The 22,772-nt window shown below is 71.1% G+C and carries 20 protein-coding genes; 9 read left to right on the top strand and 11 right to left on the bottom strand.

The annotated features are described in order from the left end of the window. Position 1: 1 nt before the first annotated feature. The 5 genes from M8I34_RS33400 to fdh all read right to left on the bottom strand — a co-directional run bounded on the left by M8I34_RS33400 (position 2) and on the right by fdh (position 7,073). Positions 2 to 304 carry a DUF6479 family protein gene (locus M8I34_RS33400; protein ID WP_250056021.1) on the bottom strand — a complete coding sequence of 101 codons (303 nt, stop codon included), beginning with the start codon at positions 302 to 304 and terminating at the stop codon, positions 2 to 4. Between the two features lie 121 nt (positions 305 to 425). Next, positions 426 to 1,733, bottom strand: coding sequence for an NAD(P)/FAD-dependent oxidoreductase (locus M8I34_RS33395; protein WP_250056034.1), 1,308 nt, complete (start codon positions 1,731 to 1,733; stop codon positions 426 to 428). Positions 1,734 to 1,921: 188 nt separating this feature from the next. Further along, the gene (gene nrfD / locus M8I34_RS33390; RefSeq protein ID WP_374211024.1) at positions 1,922 to 2,824 is read right to left on the bottom strand and encodes an NrfD/PsrC family molybdoenzyme membrane anchor subunit; all 903 of its coding nucleotides are present in this window, start codon (positions 2,822 to 2,824) and stop codon (positions 1,922 to 1,924) included. A 62-nt stretch (positions 2,825 to 2,886) separates the two neighbouring features. Continuing rightward, the gene (locus M8I34_RS33385) at positions 2,887 to 3,807 is read right to left on the bottom strand and encodes a 4Fe-4S dicluster domain-containing protein (protein WP_250056017.1); all 921 of its coding nucleotides are present in this window, start codon (positions 3,805 to 3,807) and stop codon (positions 2,887 to 2,889) included. Then, positions 3,804 to 7,073 carry a formate dehydrogenase gene (gene fdh, locus M8I34_RS33380; protein WP_250056015.1) on the bottom strand — a complete coding sequence of 1,090 codons (3,270 nt, stop codon included), beginning with the start codon at positions 7,071 to 7,073 and terminating at the stop codon, positions 3,804 to 3,806. Before fdh ends, M8I34_RS33385 begins: the two co-directional genes overlap by 4 nt. A 203-nt stretch (positions 7,074 to 7,276) precedes the next feature. On the opposite strand from fdh, the gene M8I34_RS33375 reads away from it, so the two are divergent. Beyond that, on the top strand, positions 7,277 to 7,903 hold the full coding sequence (locus M8I34_RS33375; protein ID WP_250056013.1) for a DNA polymerase ligase N-terminal domain-containing protein: 627 nt from the start codon (positions 7,277 to 7,279) through the stop codon (positions 7,901 to 7,903). Between the two features lie 400 nt (positions 7,904 to 8,303). Here M8I34_RS33375 and M8I34_RS33370 read toward each other — a convergent pair whose 3' ends face one another. Then, entirely contained in the window at positions 8,304 to 8,786 is a 483-nt protein-coding gene (locus M8I34_RS33370) for a DUF5709 domain-containing protein (RefSeq protein ID WP_250056011.1), read from the bottom strand. A gap of 114 nt (positions 8,787 to 8,900) precedes the next feature. Beyond that, complete coding sequence (locus M8I34_RS33365) at positions 8,901 to 9,317, bottom strand: DUF2795 domain-containing protein (protein ID WP_244417426.1); 417 nt, start codon at positions 9,315 to 9,317, stop codon at positions 8,901 to 8,903. Between the two features lie 291 nt (positions 9,318 to 9,608). On the opposite strand from M8I34_RS33365, the gene M8I34_RS33360 reads away from it, so the two are divergent. Beyond that, on the top strand, positions 9,609 to 10,748 hold the full coding sequence (locus M8I34_RS33360) for a Vms1/Ankzf1 family peptidyl-tRNA hydrolase (RefSeq protein WP_250056009.1): 1,140 nt from the start codon (positions 9,609 to 9,611) through the stop codon (positions 10,746 to 10,748). A gap of 99 nt (positions 10,749 to 10,847) precedes the next feature. Then, positions 10,848 to 10,976, top strand: coding sequence for an LPFR motif small protein (locus tag M8I34_RS41500; RefSeq protein ID WP_284051089.1), 129 nt, complete (start codon positions 10,848 to 10,850; stop codon positions 10,974 to 10,976). Positions 10,977 to 11,114: 138 nt separating this feature from the next. Here the strand turns inward: M8I34_RS41500 and M8I34_RS33355 are convergent, their stop codons facing one another. Further along, positions 11,115 to 12,557 (bottom strand): MFS transporter, encoded by a 1,443-nt coding sequence (locus M8I34_RS33355; RefSeq protein WP_250056007.1) that lies wholly within the window; start codon positions 12,555 to 12,557, stop codon positions 11,115 to 11,117. After that, a complete protein-coding gene (locus tag M8I34_RS33350; protein ID WP_250056005.1) occupies positions 12,554 to 13,501 on the bottom strand; it encodes a nucleoside hydrolase in 948 nt (315 codons plus the stop codon). Before M8I34_RS33350 ends, M8I34_RS33355 begins: the two co-directional genes overlap by 4 nt. A gap of 344 nt (positions 13,502 to 13,845) precedes the next feature. Between M8I34_RS33350 and M8I34_RS33345 the strand changes: the two genes are divergently transcribed. The 3 genes from M8I34_RS33345 to M8I34_RS33335 all read left to right on the top strand — a co-directional run bounded on the left by M8I34_RS33345 (position 13,846) and on the right by M8I34_RS33335 (position 16,726). Then, complete coding sequence (locus tag M8I34_RS33345; RefSeq protein ID WP_250056002.1) at positions 13,846 to 14,865, top strand: LacI family DNA-binding transcriptional regulator; 1,020 nt, start codon at positions 13,846 to 13,848, stop codon at positions 14,863 to 14,865. A 224-nt stretch (positions 14,866 to 15,089) separates the two neighbouring features. Continuing rightward, the gene (locus M8I34_RS33340; RefSeq protein WP_250056000.1) at positions 15,090 to 15,608 is read left to right on the top strand and encodes a lytic polysaccharide monooxygenase auxiliary activity family 9 protein; all 519 of its coding nucleotides are present in this window, start codon (positions 15,090 to 15,092) and stop codon (positions 15,606 to 15,608) included. Positions 15,609 to 15,778: 170 nt separating this feature from the next. Then, positions 15,779 to 16,726, top strand: coding sequence for a hypothetical protein (locus tag M8I34_RS33335; protein WP_250055998.1), 948 nt, complete (start codon positions 15,779 to 15,781; stop codon positions 16,724 to 16,726). 199 nt (positions 16,727 to 16,925) lie between these two features. Here M8I34_RS33335 and M8I34_RS33330 read toward each other — a convergent pair whose 3' ends face one another. Then, positions 16,926 to 17,348 carry a DUF779 domain-containing protein gene (locus M8I34_RS33330; RefSeq protein WP_250055996.1) on the bottom strand — a complete coding sequence of 141 codons (423 nt, stop codon included), beginning with the start codon at positions 17,346 to 17,348 and terminating at the stop codon, positions 16,926 to 16,928. A 235-nt stretch (positions 17,349 to 17,583) separates the two neighbouring features. Beyond that, positions 17,584 to 18,135, bottom strand: coding sequence for an NUDIX hydrolase (locus M8I34_RS33325; RefSeq protein ID WP_250055994.1), 552 nt, complete (start codon positions 18,133 to 18,135; stop codon positions 17,584 to 17,586). Between the two features lie 229 nt (positions 18,136 to 18,364). On the opposite strand from M8I34_RS33325, the gene M8I34_RS33320 reads away from it, so the two are divergent. The 3 genes from M8I34_RS33320 to M8I34_RS33310 all read left to right on the top strand — a co-directional run bounded on the left by M8I34_RS33320 (position 18,365) and on the right by M8I34_RS33310 (position 22,763). Then, complete coding sequence (locus tag M8I34_RS33320) at positions 18,365 to 21,277, top strand: AAA family ATPase (RefSeq protein WP_250055992.1); 2,913 nt, start codon at positions 18,365 to 18,367, stop codon at positions 21,275 to 21,277. 320 nt (positions 21,278 to 21,597) lie between these two features. Further along, positions 21,598 to 21,978, top strand: coding sequence for a hypothetical protein (locus M8I34_RS33315; protein ID WP_244417416.1), 381 nt, complete (start codon positions 21,598 to 21,600; stop codon positions 21,976 to 21,978). A 77-nt stretch (positions 21,979 to 22,055) separates the two neighbouring features. Further along, a complete protein-coding gene (locus M8I34_RS33310) occupies positions 22,056 to 22,763 on the top strand; it encodes a hypothetical protein (RefSeq protein ID WP_250055990.1) in 708 nt (235 codons plus the stop codon). The last annotated feature ends 9 nt before the right edge of the window (positions 22,764 to 22,772 follow it).

Here is a 22,772-nt window from a genome sequence, read left to right as displayed (position 1 = left end):
GTTAGGAACCGCGCCGGGAGCCGCTCCCGTCGCCCTTCAGCTCGTGCGGTGTGCGCCGTTGGTCCGTTCGGGGGAGCTCATCGGGCTCGCGGCTCTCGACGACATCGCCCACGGGCCCGCCCTCCGGCAGTCGTGGCTGCTCCTCGGGCGTGGGCGGGGCCGGTGCGCGGGCCTTGAGGCGGCGTCCCCAGGCGAAGGCCGCAATGATGACGGCGACGAGGAGCACGCCGACGAGGATGAGCAGGGCGCCGCTGGTCACGTGAGGCGCGGCGAGTTGTCCGGGCACGGTCGTTGCTTCCCTCACCAGATTCTCCATGCGGCCCGGGTACCCGGCGCGGTGGGAATGACGCGCAGACCGTGGCGGCCAGGGCCCGTGGTGTGGATCAGGCCGGACCCGAGAGCCCGGCCTGATCCGAGCGACAGTCCTATGCCGTTTCCGGCGGGTCGTGCGGCAGGCGGGCCACTTCGGGGGTTTCCGTGTCCAGCGGTACCGACCAGGAGCTGAGCAGACCCAGCTGTACGCCGTGGCGCGGCAGCACGGCCTCCAGGAGCCAGTCGGCGGCCACCCGGATGCGGTTGTCCGGCATCGCCAGGAGGTGGTAGGCGCGGGTGAGGGCGCCGGCGAGCGGGCCGGAGAGCGGGATGTGCAGGGGGTTCGCCGCGGCCTGGACACCGCCGAGGTCGACCATGAACCCCAGATCGCGGTGCTCGTACGCGCGCGGTGAGCCCTGGCCGCAGGACGCCGCCACATTGTGCGCCGCGACCTTGCCCTGCCGCTGGGCGTGCTGGGCGGTCATCGGCGTCACCTCACCGGGCCGGGTCAGGTCCGGCACGGCCGCGGCATCACCGCAGGCGAACACCTCCGGCCGGCCGGGCACCCCCAGGAACTTGTCGACGCACAACCGCCCCTTGTCGGTGGGCAGCCCCAGCGAGTCGACCAGCGGGTCGGGCCGTACGCCGACACACCAGATCAGCGAGCGGCTGTGGAGAAACTCGCCGTCGTCGAGCAGTACGCCGTCCGGGGTCGCCTCCTTGACGGACGTGCGGGTGCGGACATCGACGCCGCGGGAGCGCAGGACCCGGTCGGCAGTGCGCGACAGTCGTTCGTCGAGCCCGGGCAGCAGCCGGTCGGCGACGTCCAGCAGCAGCCAGCGGGGGCGTGGACCGTCCCGCAGTCCCGTGTTCTGCCGGGCCAGGTCGTCGGTGAACAGCACGCCGTGGGCGGCGACTTCGGTGCCGGTGTAGCCGGCGCCCACCACCACGAAGGTGGTCCTGGCGGACCGTTCGGCCGGGTCCTCGGCCGCACCCGCCAGTTCGATCTGGCGGGTGATGTGGTCGCGGAGGTACAGCGCTTCGGGCATCCCGCGGAAGCCGTGGGCATGCTCGGCGACCCCGGGGACGGGCAGCAGCTTGTTGACGCTGCCGACGGTCAGGACCAGACGGTCGTAGGACAGGGACCCCTCTTGGGCCTCGGGGTCGGTGTAGCTCACCCGACGGGCATCGAAGTCCACGTCATGGGCGTGCCCGAGAACGAGCCGGACACCCGGCAAGGTCCCGGTGAGCGATACCGCCACCCGGCGGGGTTCGAGAATCCCGGCCGCCACTTCCGGCAGCAGCGGCACATACAGAAAGTAGTCATGGGGGTTGAGGAGCACGATCTCGGCGGCTCCCTTGGCCAGCCGGGAGAGCGTGCGGGCACATTCGTAACCGGCGAAACCGGCTCCGACGATCACGATCCGAGGACGACGTCGCTGCACGTGGACTCCCGCGGTCGAGGGGGTGCTCAAGCGCCGGCCGCACGACGGTCACGGTCCGCTGTGAACGGACGGCCCGCGCAGAGGCACCGGTCGAAGAGGTCGTGCTCTGTCGGCTTACCGGTGAGCGGCCGGGTACACATAGTGGTGGCGGCGCATTGCTGTTCTCAGTGTGACGGCAGCAGCCCTTGGGCGGCTCGTTGAGGCAGGACCGTGTAGGCCGGGTCCTCGGCCGAGGCGAGGCCGGCCGCGAAGACGCCGAAGCGGGTGCAGGCCGAGCCGGCGAGCAGTGCCAGGCCGCCTGCGACGGCCGCTGCGCGGCGCTGACGGCCCCCGAGCGCCGCCAGTGCCGCGCCGCCGCCGGTGAGCACCCGCGCTCCGCGCAGCAGCCTGCCCGCCCGCCCCTCCCGGTAGGTTTCCGCCACCATCCCCAGCCGCCGCTCGGCCGCCCGGACCGCCAAAGAGTCCGCCACCGCGGCCAGGGCGGCGGCGCAGCGGGCGGGGGCGCTCTCCTGGGCGGGGGCGAGAACCAGCGCCATACCGGACGCGGCGGCGGTCGCGGAGGCGGCGAAGAGGTACGGCAGCTCGCGGTGCGCGCCGTGCCAGGCCGGTACGGCGGTGTCCGCGGCGAGCACGGCGGTATAGGTGGCCACGGCCGGTCCCAGGACCGCGGCGGCCGCGGTGGCGGCGGCGCCGGCCCGCGGCAGCCGGCCGGTGACCGCGCACAGGGCCGCCGCGCCGGCCGCCGGACCGTAGCCGCCGAGCAGCCAGGAGCCCACGCTCATCGGCGAGGTCGGCTTCAGCACGCGCAGCATGTGGGCGAAGCGGGCCGGGCGGCCCAGGTCGTTGATGAGCGCGGCGGCGGAGAGGGACACGGCGGCCAGGGAGGACACCTTCATCGTGGCGGCCAGCGTCGTGCGGCCGGTCAGCTGGGCGCCCGCGGCGAGCACCGAGCCGGCGCCCGCCAGGCCGCCGAGGAAGAAGTATCCGGCGATGTCGCGGGCCGCCCAGGAGGGGGCCTTGATGACCGGCCGGCCGTAGTAGGAGCGGAACTCCGCCCGGGGGACCATGAGTTGCTCGCCCTTGGGGCGGCGGCGCGCGCGGGTGCCGCCACTGCGGGGTGCCTGGTCGGTCATCGTCGTACCTTCCTGTGCAGGAGCGTCGGCAGCGCGAAGGAGAGGGCCATACCGCCCGCCAGCGACAGTGCCGCCGCGCCGGCGTGCTTCCACATCGCGGGCAGGTCCCGGGTGGTGACCACCGGGTCGGGTGGCAGCCCGTACACCTCGGGTTCGTCGAGCAGCAGGAAGAACGCCCCGTCACCGCCGACCCCGTCCTCGGGATCGTGGCCGTAGAGCCGGGCGTCGGTCACGCCCGCCGCATGCAGCTGGTCGACCCGCAGGGCCGCGCGGGCGCGCAGTTCGTCGAGCGGGCCGAACTGGATCGACTCGGTCGGGCACGCCTTGGCGCAGGCCGGCTCCAGCCCCACACCCAGCCGGTCGTAGCACAGGGTGCACTTGAAGGCCCGGCCGTCGGACGGGCGTTGGTCGATGACGCCGTAGGGGCAGGCCGGGACGCAGTAGCCGCAGCCGTTGCAGATGTCCTCCTGGACCACGACGGTTCCGAACTCGGTACGGAAGAGCGAGCCGGTCGGGCAGACGTCGAGGCAGGCGGCATGGGTGCAGTGCTTGCAGACGTCGGAGGACATCAGCCAGCGGAACTCGCCGCCCGCCGGTACGGCATCCGCAGCGAGAGGGAGTTGCGTACGGCCCTCGGGGGCGGGCACCGCCGGCGCGGCCGGTGGCGCCGACTGCTCGATGAAGGCCACATGACGCCAGGTCGAGCCGCCGAGGCCCCCGGTGTTGTCGTACGACATGCCGGTGAGGGACAGGCCGTCCTCCGGGATCGCGTTCCACTCCTTGCACGCCACCTCGCACGCCTTGCAGCCGATACAGACGGAGGTGTCGGTGAAGAACCCCACGCGCGGCGGGGCATCGGCATGCCCGGCGTCGCCGGCCGGGTCGGGCTCCGGGCCGCTGAGCAGGCTGTCGGTCATGACCGGTGGTCCTCTCCGGTGTGCTCGGTGATGCCCGCGCGCCGCCGGTAGTCGGCCACCAGGCGGGGGAGCGCGGGGCCGCGCGGCCGCCGTCCCGGCCGGATGTCGGCGGTGAGGGCCTTGTCCTCCTGGATATGGGAGTTGGGGTCCAGCGCGATGGCGACCAGCTCGTTCGCCGCGTCGCCGGTGACGACCCCGTTGGGCCCCCAGTGGAACGGCAGCCCGATCTGGTGCACCGTACGGCCGTGCACGGTCAGCGTCCTGATGCGGTCGGTGACCGCCACCCGGGCCTCGATGGCGTTGCGGGCGGTGATGAGCGTGGCCCATCCGTTGTGCTCCAGACCGCGCTCCGCGGCGAGCTGCGGTGACACCTCGCAGAACAACTCGGGCTGTAGCTCGGCCAGATAGGGCGACCAGCGGCTCATCCCGCCCGCCGTGAAGTGCTCGGTGAGACGGTGGGTGGTCAGCACGAACGGATAGACCCCGGCGCCCGGTTCGTCGCCGCTGGGGTGATAGCGGTTGCCTTCGCGGAAGTAGAGCTGCTTGGTGGGGGACCGCGGGCGGTCGGGGTAGAGGGCGTTGGGGAACGGGGAGTCCTGCGGCTCGTAGTGCGTGGGCAGCGGCCCGTCGTGCAGCCCGGCCGGTACGTAGAGCCAGCCCTTGCCGTCCGCCTGCATGATGAAGGGGTCGTCGCCGCGCAGGGCGTCAGGTCCCGTGGCGTCCGCCGGCGGTACGTGGTCCGGGGCCCGGTCGGGAACGAAGTCGGGGACGTCATGGCCGGTCCAGTGCCCGTCGTCGGCGTCCCACCAGACGTAGGCCTTGCGCGCGCTCCAGGGAGTGCCGTCGGGGGCGGCCGAGGCCCGGTTGTAGAGGATCCGCCGGTTCGCGGGCCAGGCCCAGGCCCATCGTGCGGCGACCCAGTCCTGCTCGGTGTGCGGGGTGCGGCGGGCGGCCTGGTTGACGCCGTCCGCGAAGACCCCGCAGTAGATCCAGCAGCCGCACCGGGTCGAACCGTCGTCCTTGAGCTCCGTGTACGCACTCAGCGGCGCCCCATCGGGACCGTGCCCGTTGATCTCGGCCAGCACGGCCGCCGCCACCGGCTCCCTGAGCGGCCCCTCCACCGGGTAGTCCCAGGTCAGATCCTGGATCATCCGGTCCATCGGATCGGTGGACGCCGCCAGCTTCTCCTTGATGCGCCGGCCCAGGTGGTACATGAACCACAGATCGCTGCGCGCGTCGCCCTGCGGCTCGACGGCGGCATGGTGCCACTGGAGCCAGCGGTTGGTGTTGGTGAAGGACCCGGACTTCTCGGTGTGGGCGGCCGCGGGGAGGAAGAACACCTCCGTCCCGATGTCCTCGGTGCGCAGTTCGCCGGTCTCGGTCTCGGGGCCGTCCTGCCACCAGGTCGCCGACTCGATGAGGGAGAAGTCGCGGACGACCAGCCAGTCAAGGTTGGCCATTCCCAGCCGCTGCAACCGGGTGTTGGCGGAGCCGACGGCCGGATTCTCACCGAACAGGAAGTAGCCCTTGCAGACGCCGTCCAGCTGGGCGAGCACGGTGTCGTAGGTGCTGTGCGAGCCGGTCAGCCGCGGCAGATGGCCGAAGCAGAAGTCGTTGTCGGCAGTGGCCGCGTCGCCGTAGTAGGCCTTGAGCAGACTGACGAAGTACGCCCGCATCTCGCCCCAGAAACCCTTGTCGGTACGGCTCGCCGCGACGAAGGTGTCGAAGTCCTCGTGGGCGTGCGCATGCGGCATCGGCAGATAGCCGGGCAGCAGGTTGAAGAGCGTGGGGATGTCGCTGGAGCCCTGGATGGACGCATGGCCGCGCAGCGCCTGGATACCGCCGCCGGGGCGCCCGATGTTCCCCAGCAGAAGCTGGAGCACACTGGCCGCCCGGATGAACTGGGAGCCGGTCGCATGCTGGGTCCAGCCCACCGCGTAGACGAACGCGCTGGTGCGCTCGCGCCCGGAGTTCTCCGTGAGCGCCTCGCACACCTGCAAGAACGTCTCGCGTGGCACCCCGCAGGTCCGCTCGACCATCTCGGGGGTGTAGCGGGCGTAGTGCCGCTTGAGGATCTGGTAGACGCAGCGGGGGTGTTGCAGCGTCGGGTCCTGCGCTGCGCGGGGGTGGGCCTGGGGGCCGCCCGCGCCATGCGTCTCGGCATGCCCCGGGATCGCCTGCGGCTCGACCGGGCGCTCCCGGAGGCGCTGGTCGTGCAGCTGCTCGACGTCGCCCGCCGGTGCCTGGACGTCGGTGCCTTCGTACTGCCAGCTCTCGGGGTCGTATTGCCGCCGCTCCTCGTCCAGGCCGGAGAAGACGCCGTCGAGATCCTCGGTGTCGCGGAAGTCCTCGCGGACCAGGGTGGCGGCGTTCGTGTAGGCGAGGACGTACTCCCGGAAGTCCTTCTCCTCGCTCAGGACGTGATGGATGATCCCGCCGAGGAAGGCGATGTCGCTGCCCGCCCGGATCGGCACATGCAGATCGCACAGGGCGCTGGTGCGGGTGAAGCGCGGATCGACATGGATGATCCGGGCACCCCTGGCCTTGGCCTCCATGACCCACTGGAAGCCGACCGGGTGCGCCTCGGCGAAATTGGAGCCCTCGATGACGATGCAGTCCGCGTGCTGGAGGTCCTGCATGAAGGTGGTCGCCCCGCCGCGCCCGAACGAGGTGCCGAGGCCGGCGACCGTGGAGCTGTGGCAGACCCGGGCCTGGTTCTCCACCTGGATCACGCCGAGGCCGGTCAGCAACTTCTTGATCAGGTAGTTCTCCTCGTTGTCGAGGGTCGCGCCGCCCAGACTGGCGATGCCGAGCGTCCGGGCGACCCGCCTGCCGTCCTCCTCCCACTGCCAGGTGTCACGGCGCAGCTTGATCACCCGCTCGACGATCATGTCCATGGCCGTGTCGAGATCCAGCGGCTCCCACTCGGTCCCGTAAGGGCGCCGGTAGAGCACTTGATGGCGCCGTGACGGGCCCGTCGTCAGCTGAAGCGTCGCCGCCCCCTTGGGGCACAGCCGCCCCCTGCTGATCGGGGAGCCGGGATCCCCCTCGATCTGCACCACCCGTTCGTCCTTGACGTACACCTGCTGGGCGCAGCCGACCGCGCAGTACGGGCAGACCGAGGCCACCACGCGCTCGGCGGTGTCCGTGCGCGGCCGCAGCTCCTCGGTGCGCCGGGACATCGCGGCGCGTCCCCGGCCCAGCGGGTCCCCGCCCCTGAGCTGCCGGTACGCGGGCCAGTCGCGGAGCAGCCGGCCTACGCCCATGGTTCCTCCCACGCCTCGGCTCGACAGGTATGTCTCCAAGTTCTCTCCCGTGGGCTCCGTCTGCTTCCTGGCAGGCCTGTTACTGACCCAACCGGGCACTCGGAAGGGGCACGGGCACCGGTGGCGCGTCCGCACATGCGCCGCCGGCCGCCGCGCGCGACAGTGAGAGATGCGGCCATCGGCACGAAGGGCAGGCGGGGCACGTGGGTGGCAAGGACGGGCTGACGCCGTACCGCGGGAAACGGCACTTCGACCGGACCCGCGAGCCACCGGGCACCCGGACCTCCACGGGCGAGGCGCCGTCCTTCGTCGTGCAGATCCACGACGCGAGCACCCTGCACTTCGACTTCCGGCTGGAGGTCGACGGCGTGCTGAAGTCCTGGTCCGTTCCCAAGGGCCCGTCCACCGACCCGCACGACAAGCGGCTGGCGATGCCCACCGAGGACCATCCGCTGGAGTACCTCGCCTTCGAGGGGGTCATTCCGGCGGGGGAGTACGGCGGGGGCACCGTGATCGTCTGGGACCGGGGCACCTATCGCCCGCTGCCCGGGAAGAAGAAGGGCCGCACCCTGTCGTTCGGCCAGGCCCTGGAGGACGGACACGCCTCCTTCTGGCTCGACGGCGGCAAACTCCACGGCGGCTACGCCCTCACCCGCTTCCGTACCGGCGAGCGCCCCGGAGAACGGGAGGCCTGGCTGCTGGTGAAGGAGAACGACGACCGGGCCGGCCGGCGCGGTACCCCCGACCCGCGGCGGGCCCGGTCCGTGCTCAGCGGGCGGACCCTGAAGCAGACCGCCGCCGAGGAGGCCACGGGGCGCGGAGCGGCCTGAGGGGCACGGCCAGAGGCCCGCTGGCATCCCTGCCTGCCACACGGCGGTCCGCTGACGCGGGCCGCGGGCGCGGTCCGGGAGAAGCCCGCCCAGGGCCGACGAGAGGACGCCTGCCATATCGGCTCGGCAAAGGCTCTCATCGTGATCGGTATGCGCAATTCCTACGCCGCGCAATTCCTACGCGCACGAAGGCGTGAAGGCGTGAAGGCGTGGAGATTCTCCCTGTCCGACGCCGCTCGAATATCCGCCGCTGTCTGCTGCGCCGGCACGGTATCGACGCCCTCACCCTCATGCTCTGAGGCCGGGCGACCGGAACAATGTGTGCGCGTGTGCGCTGTCCGACGCTGTGAATTCTTCCGACGGTACTGCCGAATCCGGCCCGGCGGAGGGGGCTATCCGCCTATCCGCTCTCCGGCTCCCCGTCCCCCGCATTGTCCCGGGCGATATGCACCGCCGCCTCCTCCGCCGAAGCGGCGCCGCCGTCTATGCCGACATCCCGGGCGGAAATGTCATTGCTGCCCCCGCGCCAGAAACCCTCGTCGGAGCCCACGAGACGACCCGCCCGCTCCTCACCGCATTCCAGGTCCGTGGGTTCACCGACCCCGTCCGGCAGGTCGCCGATACCGTCGCCGTCGGGTGCGCAGACGTCCGGTACCTCCACGGCCAGCCGATGGTCGAGCGTCTCGCGGTCATGCAGTTCCTGCGCGGTGGTCCCGTCGTGATTCACCACGAAGGGCCGCTCCGGAGGCGAGTAGCCCGTGTCCAGCGTCTGATCGAGATCCGGCTCGTCCAGGGCGTCCTCCATGTCGAGGTCGTTGGGGTTGTCCTGGGGATCGGATCTGGGCGGCTGGTAGACCTCGTCGCCCATCGCGTCGTCGGACATGACCGCCCTCCCTCTTCCCGTCCGGTGGCCCGGCCGCGGGGTGCGGCCGGTGCCTGTACGACCAATTGTCCGCCTCCTGGTGCCTCGCGGCAGCGCCAGGAGACGGAGCCGGGCTCAGGCGCGTCGGTGTTCGGTCGCGATGCCGACGGCCTCGGCGATGCTCTGCACATTGCCGAACCGCTCGTGTGCGGGCAGCCGCTCGGCCATGGCGACCAGCCGGTCCGGTGCGTTGTTCTGCCGAAGGGTCTCGATGACCGAGTTCTTGTCGGCCGGATACAGGCTTCGCCCGAGGTGCTGGGCGAGTTCGGAGCGCAGCCCCACGTCCTGCTCGGTCATGCCGTTCGGCGTGCCGCCCCTGAAGTCGCTCTCGGGGGACCATGCCGCCACCGGCTGGTCCTCGCCCGCCGGCTGGAGTTCATGCTCCTCATCGGTCCGCAGGGAGCGCTCCGCGGTCATCTGCCCGCGCAGTTGCTTCTTCATGACGTCGTCCCGGGCGGGGCCGGTCTTGTCCGTGCCGTGTTCCATGACCATGGGTGCCTCCGGCTCTACGGGTCCCTGCCGACCCGACGCGTTACTCCCAGTTTCCCTGGTCCCTCAGCCCTAACAACCCGGCGGCGGCTGTTTCAAGCATGTACACGGAAACCGTCCGGGCATGCGCGGAACGTGACGGCAGATGCATATGCCCGCCATGCATACGCCTTTCGGGAACGGGAATTCGTATGTCAGCCCACCCCACACCGACGACAGCCGGCCGCAACCGACGACAGCCCCTCGCACAACGGGAGAATCCGCGGAATCCGAGGAAGCCAAGGAGGCAGCACCATGCGACTCTCGCTCCTGAAACCGGTTATCGACCGGCCAGGCCCCTGGGCATCCGTCTATGCCAATATCCCGCAGAGCACCGAGGACGCCGCAAAACAACAAGAGTTGACGGCAAGTGCCACCACGGCGCAGTTGTTCGCGCTCGGCGCGGACGAGGCCACCTGTGGCGCGGTGCACGAGGCACTGCTCACGTGGCGCGGTGGCGAGAGCGGGGCGCACGCCGGGCGGGCGCTGTTCGCCGCCCACGGTGCGGTCGTGCTCGACACCCCCCTTCCCGGACCCCCGGCCTTCCCCTTCGCGGCCTGGGGCCCGGTGCCCCGGGTCACCCCCTTGCTGGCGGCGATCGGCGACGACCCTGTCTGCCTCGTGGTCCGTCTGGACCGGGCCGGAGCGGACTTCGCGGTCCTCGGTCAACGGGGCACCGAGGACGCCGGCCAGGTCAGCGGTGCCGACTGGCCCCTCCACCGCACCTCGTCGGGCGACCCGTCCGAACGGCACTTCCAGACCAAGGTGGAGAACACCTGGGAACACAACGCCGCAGAGATCGCCGACGCGGTGCGCGAGGCCTTCGAGAAGAGCGGCGCCGAGGCCGTCCTCCTGGTCGGGGAGGCGCGGGAACGCCACTCGGTCCACGACAAGCTGCCCGAACCGCTGCGCGCCCTCACCTACGAGAGCGAGCACGGCGGGCGTGCGCCCGGCGCCGAGAGCGCGCTGGTGGACCGGGACATCGCCCACGTCAGGGCGGTCCAGGAACGCGAACATGTCGCGCAGGTGGCGGACCGCTTCCGCACGGGCGCCGGGCCCGGGAACAAGAGCGCCCCGCACGCCGCCGCAGGTATCCCCGCCCTGGTCGAAGCGGCCCGGGAACACCGGATCGACACGCTGCTGGTCAGTCCGCACGGCGCGGACATCGCACGGCATATCTGGGTGGGCTCGGATGCGGACCAACTTGCCGTGCGCGGTACGGAGTTGACGTCTCTGGGCGAGGAGCATCCGGTCGCCGCACGGGCGGATGACGCCCTGGTGCGGTCGGCGGCCGCGACCGGCGCCGACGTCGTGGTGGTCCGTGACCCCGAGCGGGCGCCGTCCGGCGGCCTCGGCGCCATCCTGCGCGGGACCGAAAAACCGGCACCGGAATGACCTGGTGACCTACTCCTTCGGCGGGCAGCACCCGACCGATCGAACCGGCCGACGGCGACGCATATCCCGCGTTGCCGGACGCCATGAGGGAGGCTCAGTATGTTGACGGCGATCGCAGATGTGCTCAGGTCGATCGGTGGCGCCCTCGCCACCGTCGTCACCCTGCCGTTCCGGGCCGTGGCCCGGCTCTTCGGCGGGGCCGCGGACACCGCACACGGACGCCACTGAAGCGCACGCGGAGAGCATGGCCTGCCGCAACGGGCACCATGGCATGCCGCATGGGCACGTCCGCGCACCCTTCCGCCGGCACACCGCCGCCCGCCGACCGGCATCCGGTCGGCGGGCGGGGGGGTGCCGACGGCTGCCTCAGCTCTGGGCTTCGGCCGCCACCGGCTTCGGGATCAGGAAGGACGTCGCGATGGCCGCGGTCAGAATGACCACGCCCGCGATCATGCCTGCGGTGTAGCCGCCGGCCGACGACGGGTCCGTCGGTGTGGCGGCCGTCTTGACCGCGTAGAGGAGCGCAAAGCTCAGGCCCGCGCCGAGGTTGAACGCGCCCGCGTTGAGACCGGGCAGGAAGCCCGGGTTCTCGCTGGGGGAGAGGACGATGCCCAGCCCGTTGAGGACGATGTTGGCCACGCCCGCGTAGGCGACGCCCACCAGGATGGACGTCACCAGCAGCAGGACCTGCGAATGGCTGTCCATCGTGAGCAGCATCAGGACGACGGTCGCCACCGACCCGACCAGGCCGAACCGCAGGATGCGGCCGTAGCCGAAGGTGGCGGCGAGGCGGCCGGCCAGCGGGCCCATGGCCAGCCCGGCGAGCGCGTACGGGGACAGCGTCCACCATGCGGAGGCCTCGGCGCTCATGCCGAGACCGGCCTGGGCGTCCTGGGCGAAGGCCGGGATCAGCCCGTTCATGACGGCGAACACACCGGTCATGGTGAGCACGGTGGTCAGCAACGTCGCCCACGTCGCGCGCTGCTTGAGGTGCCGGGTGGCGACCAGCGGGTGCCCACTGCGGTTCTCGGTCCGCCAGAACAGGGCGAAGGCGGCCGCGGACACCACGAGGAGGACGGCGATCAGCGGCCAGTTCGCGGCGGCCAGCTTGCCCGCCTCGTTGAGCGCGGTCAGCAGCGAGCCGACGGAGACGACGAGCAGCGTGACCCCGGGCCAGTCCATACGGGTCGCCGTGGGCGCCTTCGACTCCGGCGTCAGGGTGGCGACCAGCACGGTGGCCAGGGCCGCGACGACCGCCATCGCCCAGAAGACCGACCCGAACCCGTGGCGGTCGGCGAGGTAGCCGCCCGCCAGGGAGTCGACCCCGGCGATACCGCCGTTGACCGCGGTGATCACGCCGAGCAGGGTGCCGTAGCGCTTCGGCTCCTTCACCTCGACCCGCAGCATGATCAGACAGAGCGGGACGACCGGACCGCAGACCCCCTGGATGACCCGGCCGGCGAACAGCATCGGCACGCTGGTCGCCAGCGCGGCGACCACACATCCGACGACCATCAGGCCGAGCATGCCGGCCAGTACCCGGCGGCGGCCGATGACATCGCCCAGCCGCGGGAGGAACAGGGAGAACAGTGCCGCCGAGGTGAAGAACGCGGTCTGGGTGAGGCCGATCTCCGCGGAGCTGGCGCCGAGCGAATCCTCGATGTTCTTCAGCGCGGGGCTGAGCATGCTGGCGTTGAGCTGGAAGGCGAAGCACGCCGCGAGCAGCGCCGCGACCAGGACGCCTATCCGGACGCCGGAGCCGCCGCCGTCCGTTGCCTCGACGGGGCGCTGGGTGGTGGAAACGTTCATGCCTCGACGTCGCCGATCCGCTCGAGCGCGTCCACGACGAGGTTCCAGAACCGCTCGTGGTCGAGCTTGACCGCGACCTGGGTGGTGCAGTCGTCGGGGGCGGGCGCACGGAAGTCCGTCACGGTCATCCCGAGCGTCAGCGCACCGCGCAGCTCGATGTCCACCGGGGCCTTGCGCACGGTCATGACGTCCGGGTCGATCACATACGCGACCGCGCACGGGTCGTGGACCGGCGGGTGGTCGAAGCCCTGGTTCTCGCGGTAGGCCTCGCGGAAGAAGTCCAGCAGCTCCAGGACGAAGGTGGCGGGCCCGGTACCGACCGCGGCGATCTTCTCCTCGACCGCGGGGGTGGCCAGCGCCTGGTGCGTGAGGTCCAGGCCGACCATGGTGACCGGCCACGTCTCGTTGAAGACGATGTGCGCGGCCTCGGGGTCGATGATGATGTTGAACTCGGCGACCGCGCTCCAGTTGCCCTCGTGGTAGCCGCCGCCCATCAGGACGACCTCGCGGACCCGCTCCGCGATCCGCGGCTCCTTGCGGACGGCCAGCGCGATGTTGGTCAGGCCCGCGGTCGGGACGATGGTGATCTCGCCGGGCTCGTGGGACATCACCGTGTCGATGATCAGGTCCACCGCATGCCGGCGGTCCAGCTCGATGGCGGGCTCGGGCAGGTCCGGGCCGTCGAGGCCGGTCTCGCCGTGGATGTCCGGCGCCGTCTCGATCGACCGCACCAGCGGACGCGGGCAGCCGGCGGCAAAGGGCACGCCCGTGATCCCGGCGATGCGCGCCACGGACAGGGCGTTGCGGGTCACCTTCTCCAGCGTCTGGTTCCCGACCACGGTCGTCACGGCGACCAGCTCGACATCGGGATTGCCATGGGCCAGGAGCATGGCGATCGCATCGTCATGCCCCGGGTCGCAGTCGAGGATGATCTTTCTGGCCAACGGAGGAGCCCCTTTGCTCTGCTGCTCGGAAAAGCGGTGATGTGGTGGTGTGCGCGGGCCGGCATGGGCTCCGGCGCACAGCGCGCCCGGCGGTCACCCATGGTGAGCCCGGGCGTGGGGTCAGCCGACGGGCGAGCAGCATGGGAAAACGTTCTCCGGAAACTTGACCCATGGACCGGCCGGTTGTCAACGGTTCAATCTCTGGCCTTCCACCCCTTATCGGGAGGAAGGGTGAGCGGCGCGGCCGGTGAATCCGCGCCCTATGGGACAACGATTGCCAGGCGTTCAAAGGGGCGTATGCTCCCTCCGGTTCGGGTGGGCCGAGCGAAGGGAGCCGGGAGACGGTGGCCGAAGTCACGTTGAAGGATGTCGCGCTGGCGTCGGGCTGCTCCATTGCCACGGTCTCCCGCGTCCTGGCCGGCACCCGTCCGGTCGGCGCCGAGACCGCCCGCACCGTACGCGAGGCGGCCGAGCGGCTGGGCTACCGGCCCAACCATGTGGCCCGCGCCCTGCGCAACCGTTCCACCGGCACCGTCGGACTCGTTCTGCCCCAGATCACCAACCCGTTCTTCCCCTCCCTCGTCCGGGAGCTGGAGCACGCCCTGCACGCCGAGGGCCGGGCCGTGCTCCTCGCCGACTGCGACGACGACCCGGTGACCGAGGCGGCCCGGATCGGCGCGTTCCTGGGGCGGCAGGTCGACGCCCTGCTGCTGATACCGGTCGACGAGCGGCGCAGCCGGGAGGCGGTGGCGAGCGCGGCCGCCCGGGTGCCGCTGGTGCTGCTGGACCGCGGATGCGGCCCCGGCGTCGCCGACTCCGTCGCCGTCGACAACGCGGCGGGGATGGCCCTCGTTCTCGGTCATCTGGCGGCCACCGGCCGCCGCCGCCCGTGCTTCGTCGGCGCCGCCGGTACCGCGTCGGCGGCGGTCGAACGGCGCGCGGCCTACGAGGCGGGCGCCGGGGCGCTGGACCCCACGGCCCCCGGCCGCGTCGAACTCGGCGACTTCTCGGTGCAGTGGGGGCGGGCCGCCGTCGACCGTGTCTGGCCGTCCCGGCCGGATGCCCTGATCTGCGCCAACGACCTCATCGCCGCCGGCGCGCTGCAACGTCTGCGGCAGTTGGGCGCGGACGTACCGGGCGAGGTCGCCGTCACCGGGTTTGACGACATCCCGCTCGCGGGACTCGCCGATCCGGCGCTGACCACGGTCCGCCAGCCGGTCGGCGAACTGGCCGCCGAGGCCGCCCGTCTGCTGAGCCGGCGCCCGGCCGGAGGGGAGCCGGGGCCACGGCACACGGTCCGGCTCGCACCGCAGCTGGTCGTACGGGCCTCCAGCGCACCGGTCGGCGCCCCCTCGGCCCCCTGACCGCTGCCTCTTGGTCCGCTGACCGCTTCCCCCATGGGTGAGAGCCGCAGCGGCTCCGCAACTCTTGACCGTACGCGGTCAGCGAGTAAAGTCTAGACCAATCAGTACACCCTCGCGTCATCCACCCCACACTCAACGAGGCATCCCGGGGCGGACGTTCGGCGCCGTCGGCGGCGTCGGGTCCGCCGTTCTCGCGTGGCGGTCTCCTTCGCGAAAGGGTTGTCATGCACAGGAGAAGAAGGCTGGCCCTCGCCATCGGGGCGGGCATCGCCCCGCTGCTCGTCGTCACCCTGCCGGTCAGTCCGGCAAGCGCGCACGGCTATGTGTCCTCGCCGCCGAGCCGGCAGGCGCAGTGTGCCGCGGGCACCATCGAGTGCGGCCCCGTCAAATGGGAGCCGCAGAGCGTCGAGGGGCCCAAGGGGCTGACCAGCTGTAGTGGCGGCAACAGCCGGTTCGCCGAACTCGACGATGACGCCAAGGGCTGGAAGGTCACTCCGATCGGCAGCTCCCAGTCCTTCAACTGGAGACTGACGGCCCGTCACTCCACCAGCACCTGGCAGTACTTCGTCGGCGGAAAGAAGGTCGCCGAATTCAACGACGGCGGTGCCCAGCCACCCGAGACCGTCTCGCACACCGTCAATTTCGGCTCCCTCAAGGGCAAGCAGAAGATCCTCGCGGTCTGGAACATCGCCGATACCGCGAATGCCTTCTACGCCTGCATCGACGTCAGCATCGGCGGCTGAGCGTCTCCCCTCGACGCCCGCCCCCTCGCCCCTCCCGGCCCCACCGCCCCGTCTCCCTCCGCCGGTCACAGCCGTGTGCAGCCGAGCGGCAGGGCGACGAGGGCGGTGCGGCACCCGTTACGATCGGCCCATTCAAGGCCGTTGTGCGTGGCCGCTGCCGGGAGGAAGAGATGGGCCTGTTCCGCCGAGGACCGAAGCGGGATTCCCGCGAGCTGGCACGTGACGGGGAGTTCGGCTTCTTCTCCGAGCGCGAAGGCGGCGTCTTCAGATCACAGGTCCGGCAGGCCTTCGCGGAACAGGGGCTCGAAGTCACCGCGTACGCGGGGGTGGTCACCGACTCCGCGGGCCGGCAGTTCGGCCTCGGCAACCTCGCCGCGGTGTGCCACCGCGACCGGCGCGGTGAGCGCAGCTGGCCCGCGCTGATCCGGGATCACGTCGGCAAGGTGCTCCGTACGATGGACGGCCCGCAGCCGCTGGAGATCCTCAGCGCGGACGAGATCCGGGCCTGCCTCTACCCCCGTGTGGTCGCCCAGGAGACGCTGCCCGCCTCGGACTCCTTCCGCTACGGCCGCGCGCCGGCACCGGGGCTGCGGGAGGTGCTCGCCCTCGATCTGCCCGAGGCGGTGCAGATGCTGAGCGAGGACTCGCTCCACGACCTCGGGGACGTGGCCGAGCTGCGTATCCGCGCGATGAACAATCTGCGCGCCCTGCCGGTCGAGGGGCACGAGACCGTCCGGCGCGGCGACGGTTCGGCGTTCGAGGTGCTGCTCGGCGATTCCTTCTTCACCGCGAGCCGGGTGCTGGTACTGGACGAACTGGTGCAGCGGCTCATGGGCACCGAGCTCACCCCGGACGGTGCGCTGGTCGCCCTGCCCTTCCGCCACCAGCTGGCGTTCCACCGTATCCAGGATGCCCAGGTCGTCCCGGCGTTGCAGGCCATGGCGCAGTTCGCGGCGGCCGGGCACGAGGAAGCGGCGGGCGCCATCAGCCCGAGGGTCTTCTGGTGGCGCCGGGGCGTGATGACCCCGCTGAGCGAGCCGGACGGCGGCGGGCTGCGGGTGGTGGCGGATGCGGACTTCCAGGCGATGCTGGAGCGGTTGGTGCAGGACGAGGCCTGAGCGGCGCCACGGAGTCCGGGCGCGCACACCTCGCACAAGATTTTCTTGCGAAATATTCACCATGAGGGAACCTGCGGCCCCTTCCACCCGTTATCACTAGTGAGGCCCCACGCTCTCCCCCGTGCGTGGGGCCTCACTGTGTCCCCGGGCCCTGTGTCCCCGGGCCGGTATCCGTGCGCTCCGGCCCGCCCGCTCGGTCTCAGCCGTCGAGCCCTGCGCGTTCCTCCTCGGTGAGCAACCGCGAGCGGATCAGGAAGCGGACGCCCTCCGGCGCTTCCAGGGAGAAGCCGCTGCCCCGCCCCGGTACGACGTCCACCGTCAGATGGGTGTGCCGCCAGCGCTCGAACTGGTCCGCCGACATCCAGAACCCGACCGGTTCCGGCACGCCCTCCACGGTCAGCCGGGCCAGCAGCACATCCGACGCACCCGTGCGGAACTCCCCGGCCTGGTAGCACATGGGCGCGCTGCCGTCACAGCAGCCGCCGGACTGGTGGAACATCAGCGGGCCGTGCTGATCGTGCAGCAGGCGCAGCAGTTCCGTCGCCGCCGCGCTGAGCGCGATACGCGAAGCGCCCTCCGGGGCAGCGCCCCCGGCCGCCTCCTGCCCCTCGCCGCCGCCCATCAGATGCCCCCCGGCTTCTTCGCACAGCAGCTGACCAGCGGGTTGTTGGTCTCTTGTCGGTACACGTGCCGTTCCTCCCTTGACCGGCCACAACGGACGCCACCCCGGGACGGCGGCGAACCGGCCCGGAAGGGGCCGGATCGTGGTCACCGAGCCGCCACAGAGGCAGTGCCCCAGTTAACTCCCTGCAACGTTGCGCGGTGGTTGCACACGAAGGCGGGAACTGCGGGAACTGTCAGACGCGGCGGCTCCCGTCGGCGTCCGGAGATTCCCGGCGGTCGTGGTGCGACACGGGCGCCGCAATGCCGAAGAAGTGCGGGGGCGGTACCTCGATGTCCAGGTCGGGGCGCCAGGCCGCGAGGATCTGGGCGGAGGGCGTGAACAGCGGGCCCGGCAGGCCGGTGGGGTCGTGCCACTGCCAGTCGCCGACGTTGTCGGGCTCCGCCGCGTAGGGCGTGCCGGTGTAGGCGGTGACGACGGCGGCCATCGTGATGCGGTGGACGCCCTGGACGTCGTCGTGCAGCATCGCGAAGACCCGGACGGCGTGCGGCTCGGCATGCAGACCGGTTTCCTCGTGCAGTTCCCGTGCGGCGGCGGCCGGCACACTCTCGCCCGGGTCGATCTTGCCTCCCGGGAGTTCCCAGGTCCCGGCGCGGTGCCGGCCGATCAGGACCTGCCCCTGAGGGGCGAGGACGATGACGCCCACGCCGAAGGCGGCCCGCGCCTCCGGCGGCCGGCTGTTGCGCGGCCGGCCGGTCACCGTGCCTCGAGTGGTTCCGTCCGTCATGCCGCGCCTCCTGGAGTCCGTCCGGTGAGAGGGGCAGCAGCGTATGCCGTCGGCGGCGGCGCGCGTGCGGGGTACCCGCCTCCCGTGACGGACCGCGGCATTCCGCCCGGGCGCACGTCTCTCCGGCGGATCCTTCGGCCGGGTACATCCGGTCGCCCGGATCAAGCAACCGCGGTGGTCATCGCGACGTCTCGAAAGCCAGATGGAACAGAGGAGAGTTGACCAACCCGTGACGTTCGGACATTCCCGTGATGCATGCGGTGACGACTGGCCGTTGGTGGGGCGTGCACGCGAGCTCGCTGCCCTCGACGCCGTGGCCGCCGACGTCTTGTCCGGCCGGCCGCGCGTCGTCCAGCTCGAAGGGCCGGCCGGGATCGGCAAGTCCGTCCTGCTGAGCACCTGGTGGGAACGTAACGAGCAGTTCCGGGTGCTCCGGGCCCGCTGCCATCCCCTGGAGCGCGAATTCGCCTTCGGCGCGGTGCGGCAGCTGTTCAAGCCGCTGCTGGCGGCGGTCTCCGAAACCGAGCGCGCACGTCTCCTGGAAGGCTCCGCTGCCGCCACGCTGCGGGCGCTGGACGACGCCGCCGCCACGGACCCCGTGCCGGAGGCGGCCGATGTGACGGCATCGACGCTGCGGGAACTCGACGCGCTCGTCTCCCGGCTCGCCCGCCGGCAGCCTCTCCTCCTGGCGGTCGACGCCCTCCAGTGGATCGACCAGCCGTCCCTGCGATGGCTCGTCCATTTCGTCGGACGGGCCGACAGCCACCCGGTGCTGATCGCCGTGACCACCCGCAGCGGCGAGGTGAAAAGGCTCGATCCGCTGTTCGCCGAACTCGTCCGTCCCGCGAACTGCCACACCCTCGACCTGGAGCCGCTCGACGTATCCGGGGTGCGGCAGCTGGTGCGGACGCTGTGGGACGCGGAGACGCCCGACGAGGGCTTCTGCGCCGCCTGTCACGCCGCGACGGGCGGGCACCCGCTGTTCGTCCGCGCCCTGCTCCACCAGGCACAGCGCAACGGGGCGCAGCCGACCGCGGCATTCCGGGACCGGATCCCCACGGTCCTGCTGTCGACGCTCGGCGGGGAGATCTCGCACCGGCTCTGCCAGGCGTCCGGCGAAGTCGTGGCGCTGGCGCGGGCGCTGGCCTTCCTGGGCGACCGCAAACCGCCCGAGCTGCTCGCCGCGTACTGCGGGACAGGACGGGCCGTGGTGCTCTCCGCGGCCGAGGATCTGCGGTCGCTGGGCCTGCTGCGGGCGGACGGCGACCTCCGCTTCACCCACCCGGTCGTCCGGGACACGGTGCTGGGAACGCTGTCGCCCGAGGAACTCGGCGTCGGCCATGCGCGGGCGGCCCAGGTGTCCTGCCTCAGCGGACGTCCCGACGAGGAAGTCGCGGCCCATCTGCTGGCGGCCGGCCCCGTACACGGCTCCTGGGTCCTGCCGGCTCTGCGCAGAGCAGCCACCCAGGCCTTACGCCGTGGCGCACCGGAGACCGCCGTGACCTATCTGCACGCCGCGTTGAACCAGCCGCTGGACCTGCCCGAACGCGCCCGCGTACTCCTCGAACTGGGCACGGCGGCCAGCCATTACGACGCCGCGCTGGCCATCTCCTGTGTCACCGGCGCGCTCGAGGAACTGACCGACGAAACGGCCCGCAGCGACGCCCTGGGCGTGCTGGCCTACTCACTGCTGCTCTCCCGTGGCTCCCGTACGGACCTGTCCAGCGTGGACCGGAAGATCGCGGCACTGCGCGACCGGCACACCGCGGGCTCCGGGGCCGCCGACCGGGAGCTGGCGCTGCGGATGACCGCGCTGCGCTCGTGGATGGAGTTCGAGCGGCCGTCCGTCGGCCCCGCCCCGGCGCCGGCCCCCGGCACGGACGACGACCTGGCCGACCGCACCGCGGGGGAACGGCAGCTGCTCGCCATCCGTGCCTTCCGTGCTCTGCGCGCCGCCCTGCCCGCCCCGTACATCGCCGGTCTCATCGAGCGCGCGTCCGTCAATCTGCCGGCGTTCTCCCATGACCTCTTCCCGCTGCACTACTTCGTCGCCCAGACGCTGCTGTACCTCGACGAGCTCGATACGGCCGACCGGCTCAACCGCCATCTGACACGGGAGATCTCGGGCAAGGGCATGGAACTGCTCGTCTCCTCCCTGCTGCTGTACCAGGCAGGGCTGGCGCTGCGCCGCGGGAACATCACCGAAGCCCTCGACACGGCGCAGGCCGCGGCGGACCAGGCATCCTCCGCCGGCCGGCCCCCGTACGCGCTGACCTTGGACACGATCAGGATCGATGCCCTTCTCGCGCAGGGCCACATCGAGGCGGCCGAGCGGGTCGCGGTCCCCCATGCCGTGGCGGGGCAGGCCGAAGTGGCGTGGGAGCGGCCCCGGTTCCTGATGAGCCTGGCGGCGCTGCGGATCGCTCAGGGCGATCTGCGCACGGGGCTCTCGCTGCTCCGTGAGTGCGGCCACCACTGCGACGCCGCCGGGACGGTCAGCCCCACGATGTCTCCATGGCGCTCCCGTGCCGCGGCCGCCCATCTCGCGCTGGGGGACGCGAAGTCGGCCCATGAGCTGGCCGAGCAGGAACTGGATCTCGCCCGCCGCTGCCGGATCCCGCGTGCCCTCGGGGTGGCGCTACGGGTGGCGGGAACGGTGACGCCTGGCCGCCAGGGGCTGGACCTGCTGGCCGAAGCCGTGAGCGTGCTCGGCCCCACCCCCGCACGCCTCGAACTCGCCCGCGCCCTGCACGACTTCGGTGTCGCACTGCTGCGCCAGGACGACAGACGAGGTGCCCGCGGTGTACTGCGCGAGGGGCTGGACCTTGCCGTCGGCTGTGGTGCCACGGCGCTCGCCACACGGCTGGGGGAGCGGCTGCACCTCGCCGGCGGCCGGGTCAGCAGAGCAGGTGGGCAGGGGATCCGCGCGCTGACCGCAGGGGAAGAGCGCGTCAGCACACTGGCGGCTCAGGGATACAGCAACAAGCAGATCGCCGAACTGCTCGTCGTCACGCTGCGGACGGTGGAGACCCACCTCACCGGTGCCTACCGCAAGCTCGGGATCACCGGGCGCCCGCACCTGGCGGCCGCGATGGCCGAGGCGGCCAGGTTCCGCAGGGGGAGCGACCCGGCAGATTCCTGAGCACGGTGCCACCGGCTCCGCGACCGACCCTGAAGGCCCCTCATCGGAAGGTGAGGGGCCTTCGGTATGTCCGTCGGCAGTCGTCATCGGACCTGTGGTCGGCAGGGACAAAGCCCTGTGGTTCTCGTGGTCCTCGTGGTCCCAAGCCGTGGTTCCGGTTTTCTTCCGGCATTCCTCGTGGTTGTCCCGGGAGGGCGGTCTCCGGGTACCGAAGTCTTAGCCGCAATCAATTGATTCGGCGGCCTTGGCATGACTTACTCACCTTTCACGGCGTCGCATTCTTTCGACGTCACCAGCCAGTGCAAGAGGGAGTAGTAACCGTGAAGATCAGCCATCGGGCCGTATTCGGTCTTCTTTCGGCGGGTGCCGCGTGCTTCTCAACCGTACTCTCCGCTCCCGCCGCTTATGCGGGATCCGACAACTACATCCAGATCACCAACCACGGCGGCGTCCTCGCCAATACCTGCTACAAGTGGCGTGGCGCCGAGGGCAAGAACTACTGCCACAACGTCAAGCCGGTGGGCCAGACCTGGAAGGCGTATTTCCCCGCGGAAGCGACCGGCGCGATGATCGATCTCAGCATCAGCGTGGTGGACTACGCCACGGTGGACTCCGCAGCGGTGATCGATACCAACAAGAACCACTGCTTCGAGATAACCGGCCTCGCCGACCGGCCGAAGCTTCAGGAAACGGGCTGCTGAAGGCAGGTATCACGGAGAGCGCCGGTGCGGCGCTCTCCGCCGGAAGAGTTTCCGTCAGCAACAGAGTGAGGAAAACGTTGATCTCCACATCCGCATCCCGAGCAGGTATCGCCCTCGGTGCCGTCACCGCCGCGCTGTTCCTGGTGGCGCCCATGGCATCGGCGGCCGCGCAAGACGCCGGCCTCGCCCAGGTGAACGGCCACACCGATAAGTGGATGGCGGAGGCAACCCCCTCCGTCACCTACGACAACGGTTACAAGGTGGACTCCGCGGAAGAAGTCAAGAGCGCACTGGAACAGTGCAAGGACAGCGGTGTTTCGTGCGCCGAGAAGCCCGTGGAAAGCAAGCAGGTGACGAAGTGGTTCGACGTGGGAAATGACGCCATGGGCGTCGGCCCCATCGAGAACTGCGGTACCGGGCAGGGGGAGATAAACCAGACGCTCAGCGGAAGCAAAACCTTCACCTGGGGCTGGAACGTCGGCGGCAACGTCGATCTCACCCTGGTCAAGGACGTGCTGAAGATCGGCGCCTCCGCGCAGTACAGCGAGACCAATGCCGAGACGAAGGCCGGCGACATCCGCATCACCGTGAAGCCGGGCGAGCGGGGAATGCTGATGATGGGCAAGGACACGGAACAGCGAACCTCCGATGTGACGATCCAGGGCGGCAAGTTCGGCGGCGCGAAGATCACGGGACTGCGCACCGAAATCCTTCTCGCCGAGGCGGCGCGGGTGAGCACCGACGTGGTCAAGTGCGGTGAACTGCTGAAGAAGGAGCAGAGTTGAGCGCCGGTT

Source organism: Streptomyces sp. MCA2, assembly GCF_023544705.1.
Taxonomy (GTDB): Bacteria; Actinomycetota; Actinomycetes; order Streptomycetales; family Streptomycetaceae; genus Streptomyces; species Streptomyces decoyicus.
Note: the sequence above shows the minus strand (reverse complement) of the source record. Positions and strands in the feature narration are given on the sequence as shown.

What these genes read in the sequence shown, in the direction of transcription:
- M8I34_RS33385 (WP_250056017.1), bottom strand. Translation starts at nt 3,807, where the DNA reads ATGACCGACAGCCTGCTCAGCGGCCCGGAGCCCGACCCGGCCGGCGAC.
- M8I34_RS33335 (WP_250055998.1), top strand. Translation starts at nt 15,779, where the DNA reads ATGGGCCTGTTCCGCCGAGGACCGAAGCGGGATTCCCGCGAGCTGGCA.
- M8I34_RS33360 (WP_250056009.1), top strand. Translation starts at nt 9,609, where the DNA reads ATGCGACTCTCGCTCCTGAAACCGGTTATCGACCGGCCAGGCCCCTGG.
- M8I34_RS33340 (WP_250056000.1), top strand. Translation starts at nt 15,090, where the DNA reads ATGCACAGGAGAAGAAGGCTGGCCCTCGCCATCGGGGCGGGCATCGCC.
- M8I34_RS33370 (WP_250056011.1), bottom strand. Translation starts at nt 8,786, where the DNA reads ATGTCCGACGACGCGATGGGCGACGAGGTCTACCAGCCGCCCAGATCC.
- M8I34_RS33330 (WP_250055996.1), bottom strand. Translation starts at nt 17,348, where the DNA reads ATGGGCGGCGGCGAGGGGCAGGAGGCGGCCGGGGGCGCTGCCCCGGAG.
- fdh (WP_250056015.1), bottom strand. Translation starts at nt 7,073, where the DNA reads ATGGGCGTAGGCCGGCTGCTCCGCGACTGGCCCGCGTACCGGCAGCTC.
- M8I34_RS33355 (WP_250056007.1), bottom strand. Translation starts at nt 12,557, where the DNA reads ATGAACGTTTCCACCACCCAGCGCCCCGTCGAGGCAACGGACGGCGGC.
- M8I34_RS33365 (WP_244417426.1), bottom strand. Translation starts at nt 9,317, where the DNA reads ATGGTCATGGAACACGGCACGGACAAGACCGGCCCCGCCCGGGACGAC.
- M8I34_RS41500 (WP_284051089.1), top strand. Translation starts at nt 10,848, where the DNA reads ATGTTGACGGCGATCGCAGATGTGCTCAGGTCGATCGGTGGCGCCCTC.
- nrfD (WP_374211024.1), bottom strand. Translation starts at nt 2,824, where the DNA reads ATGGTCCCCCGGGCGGAGTTCCGCTCCTACTACGGCCGGCCGGTCATC.
- M8I34_RS33325 (WP_250055994.1), bottom strand. Translation starts at nt 18,135, where the DNA reads ATGACGGACGGAACCACTCGAGGCACGGTGACCGGCCGGCCGCGCAAC.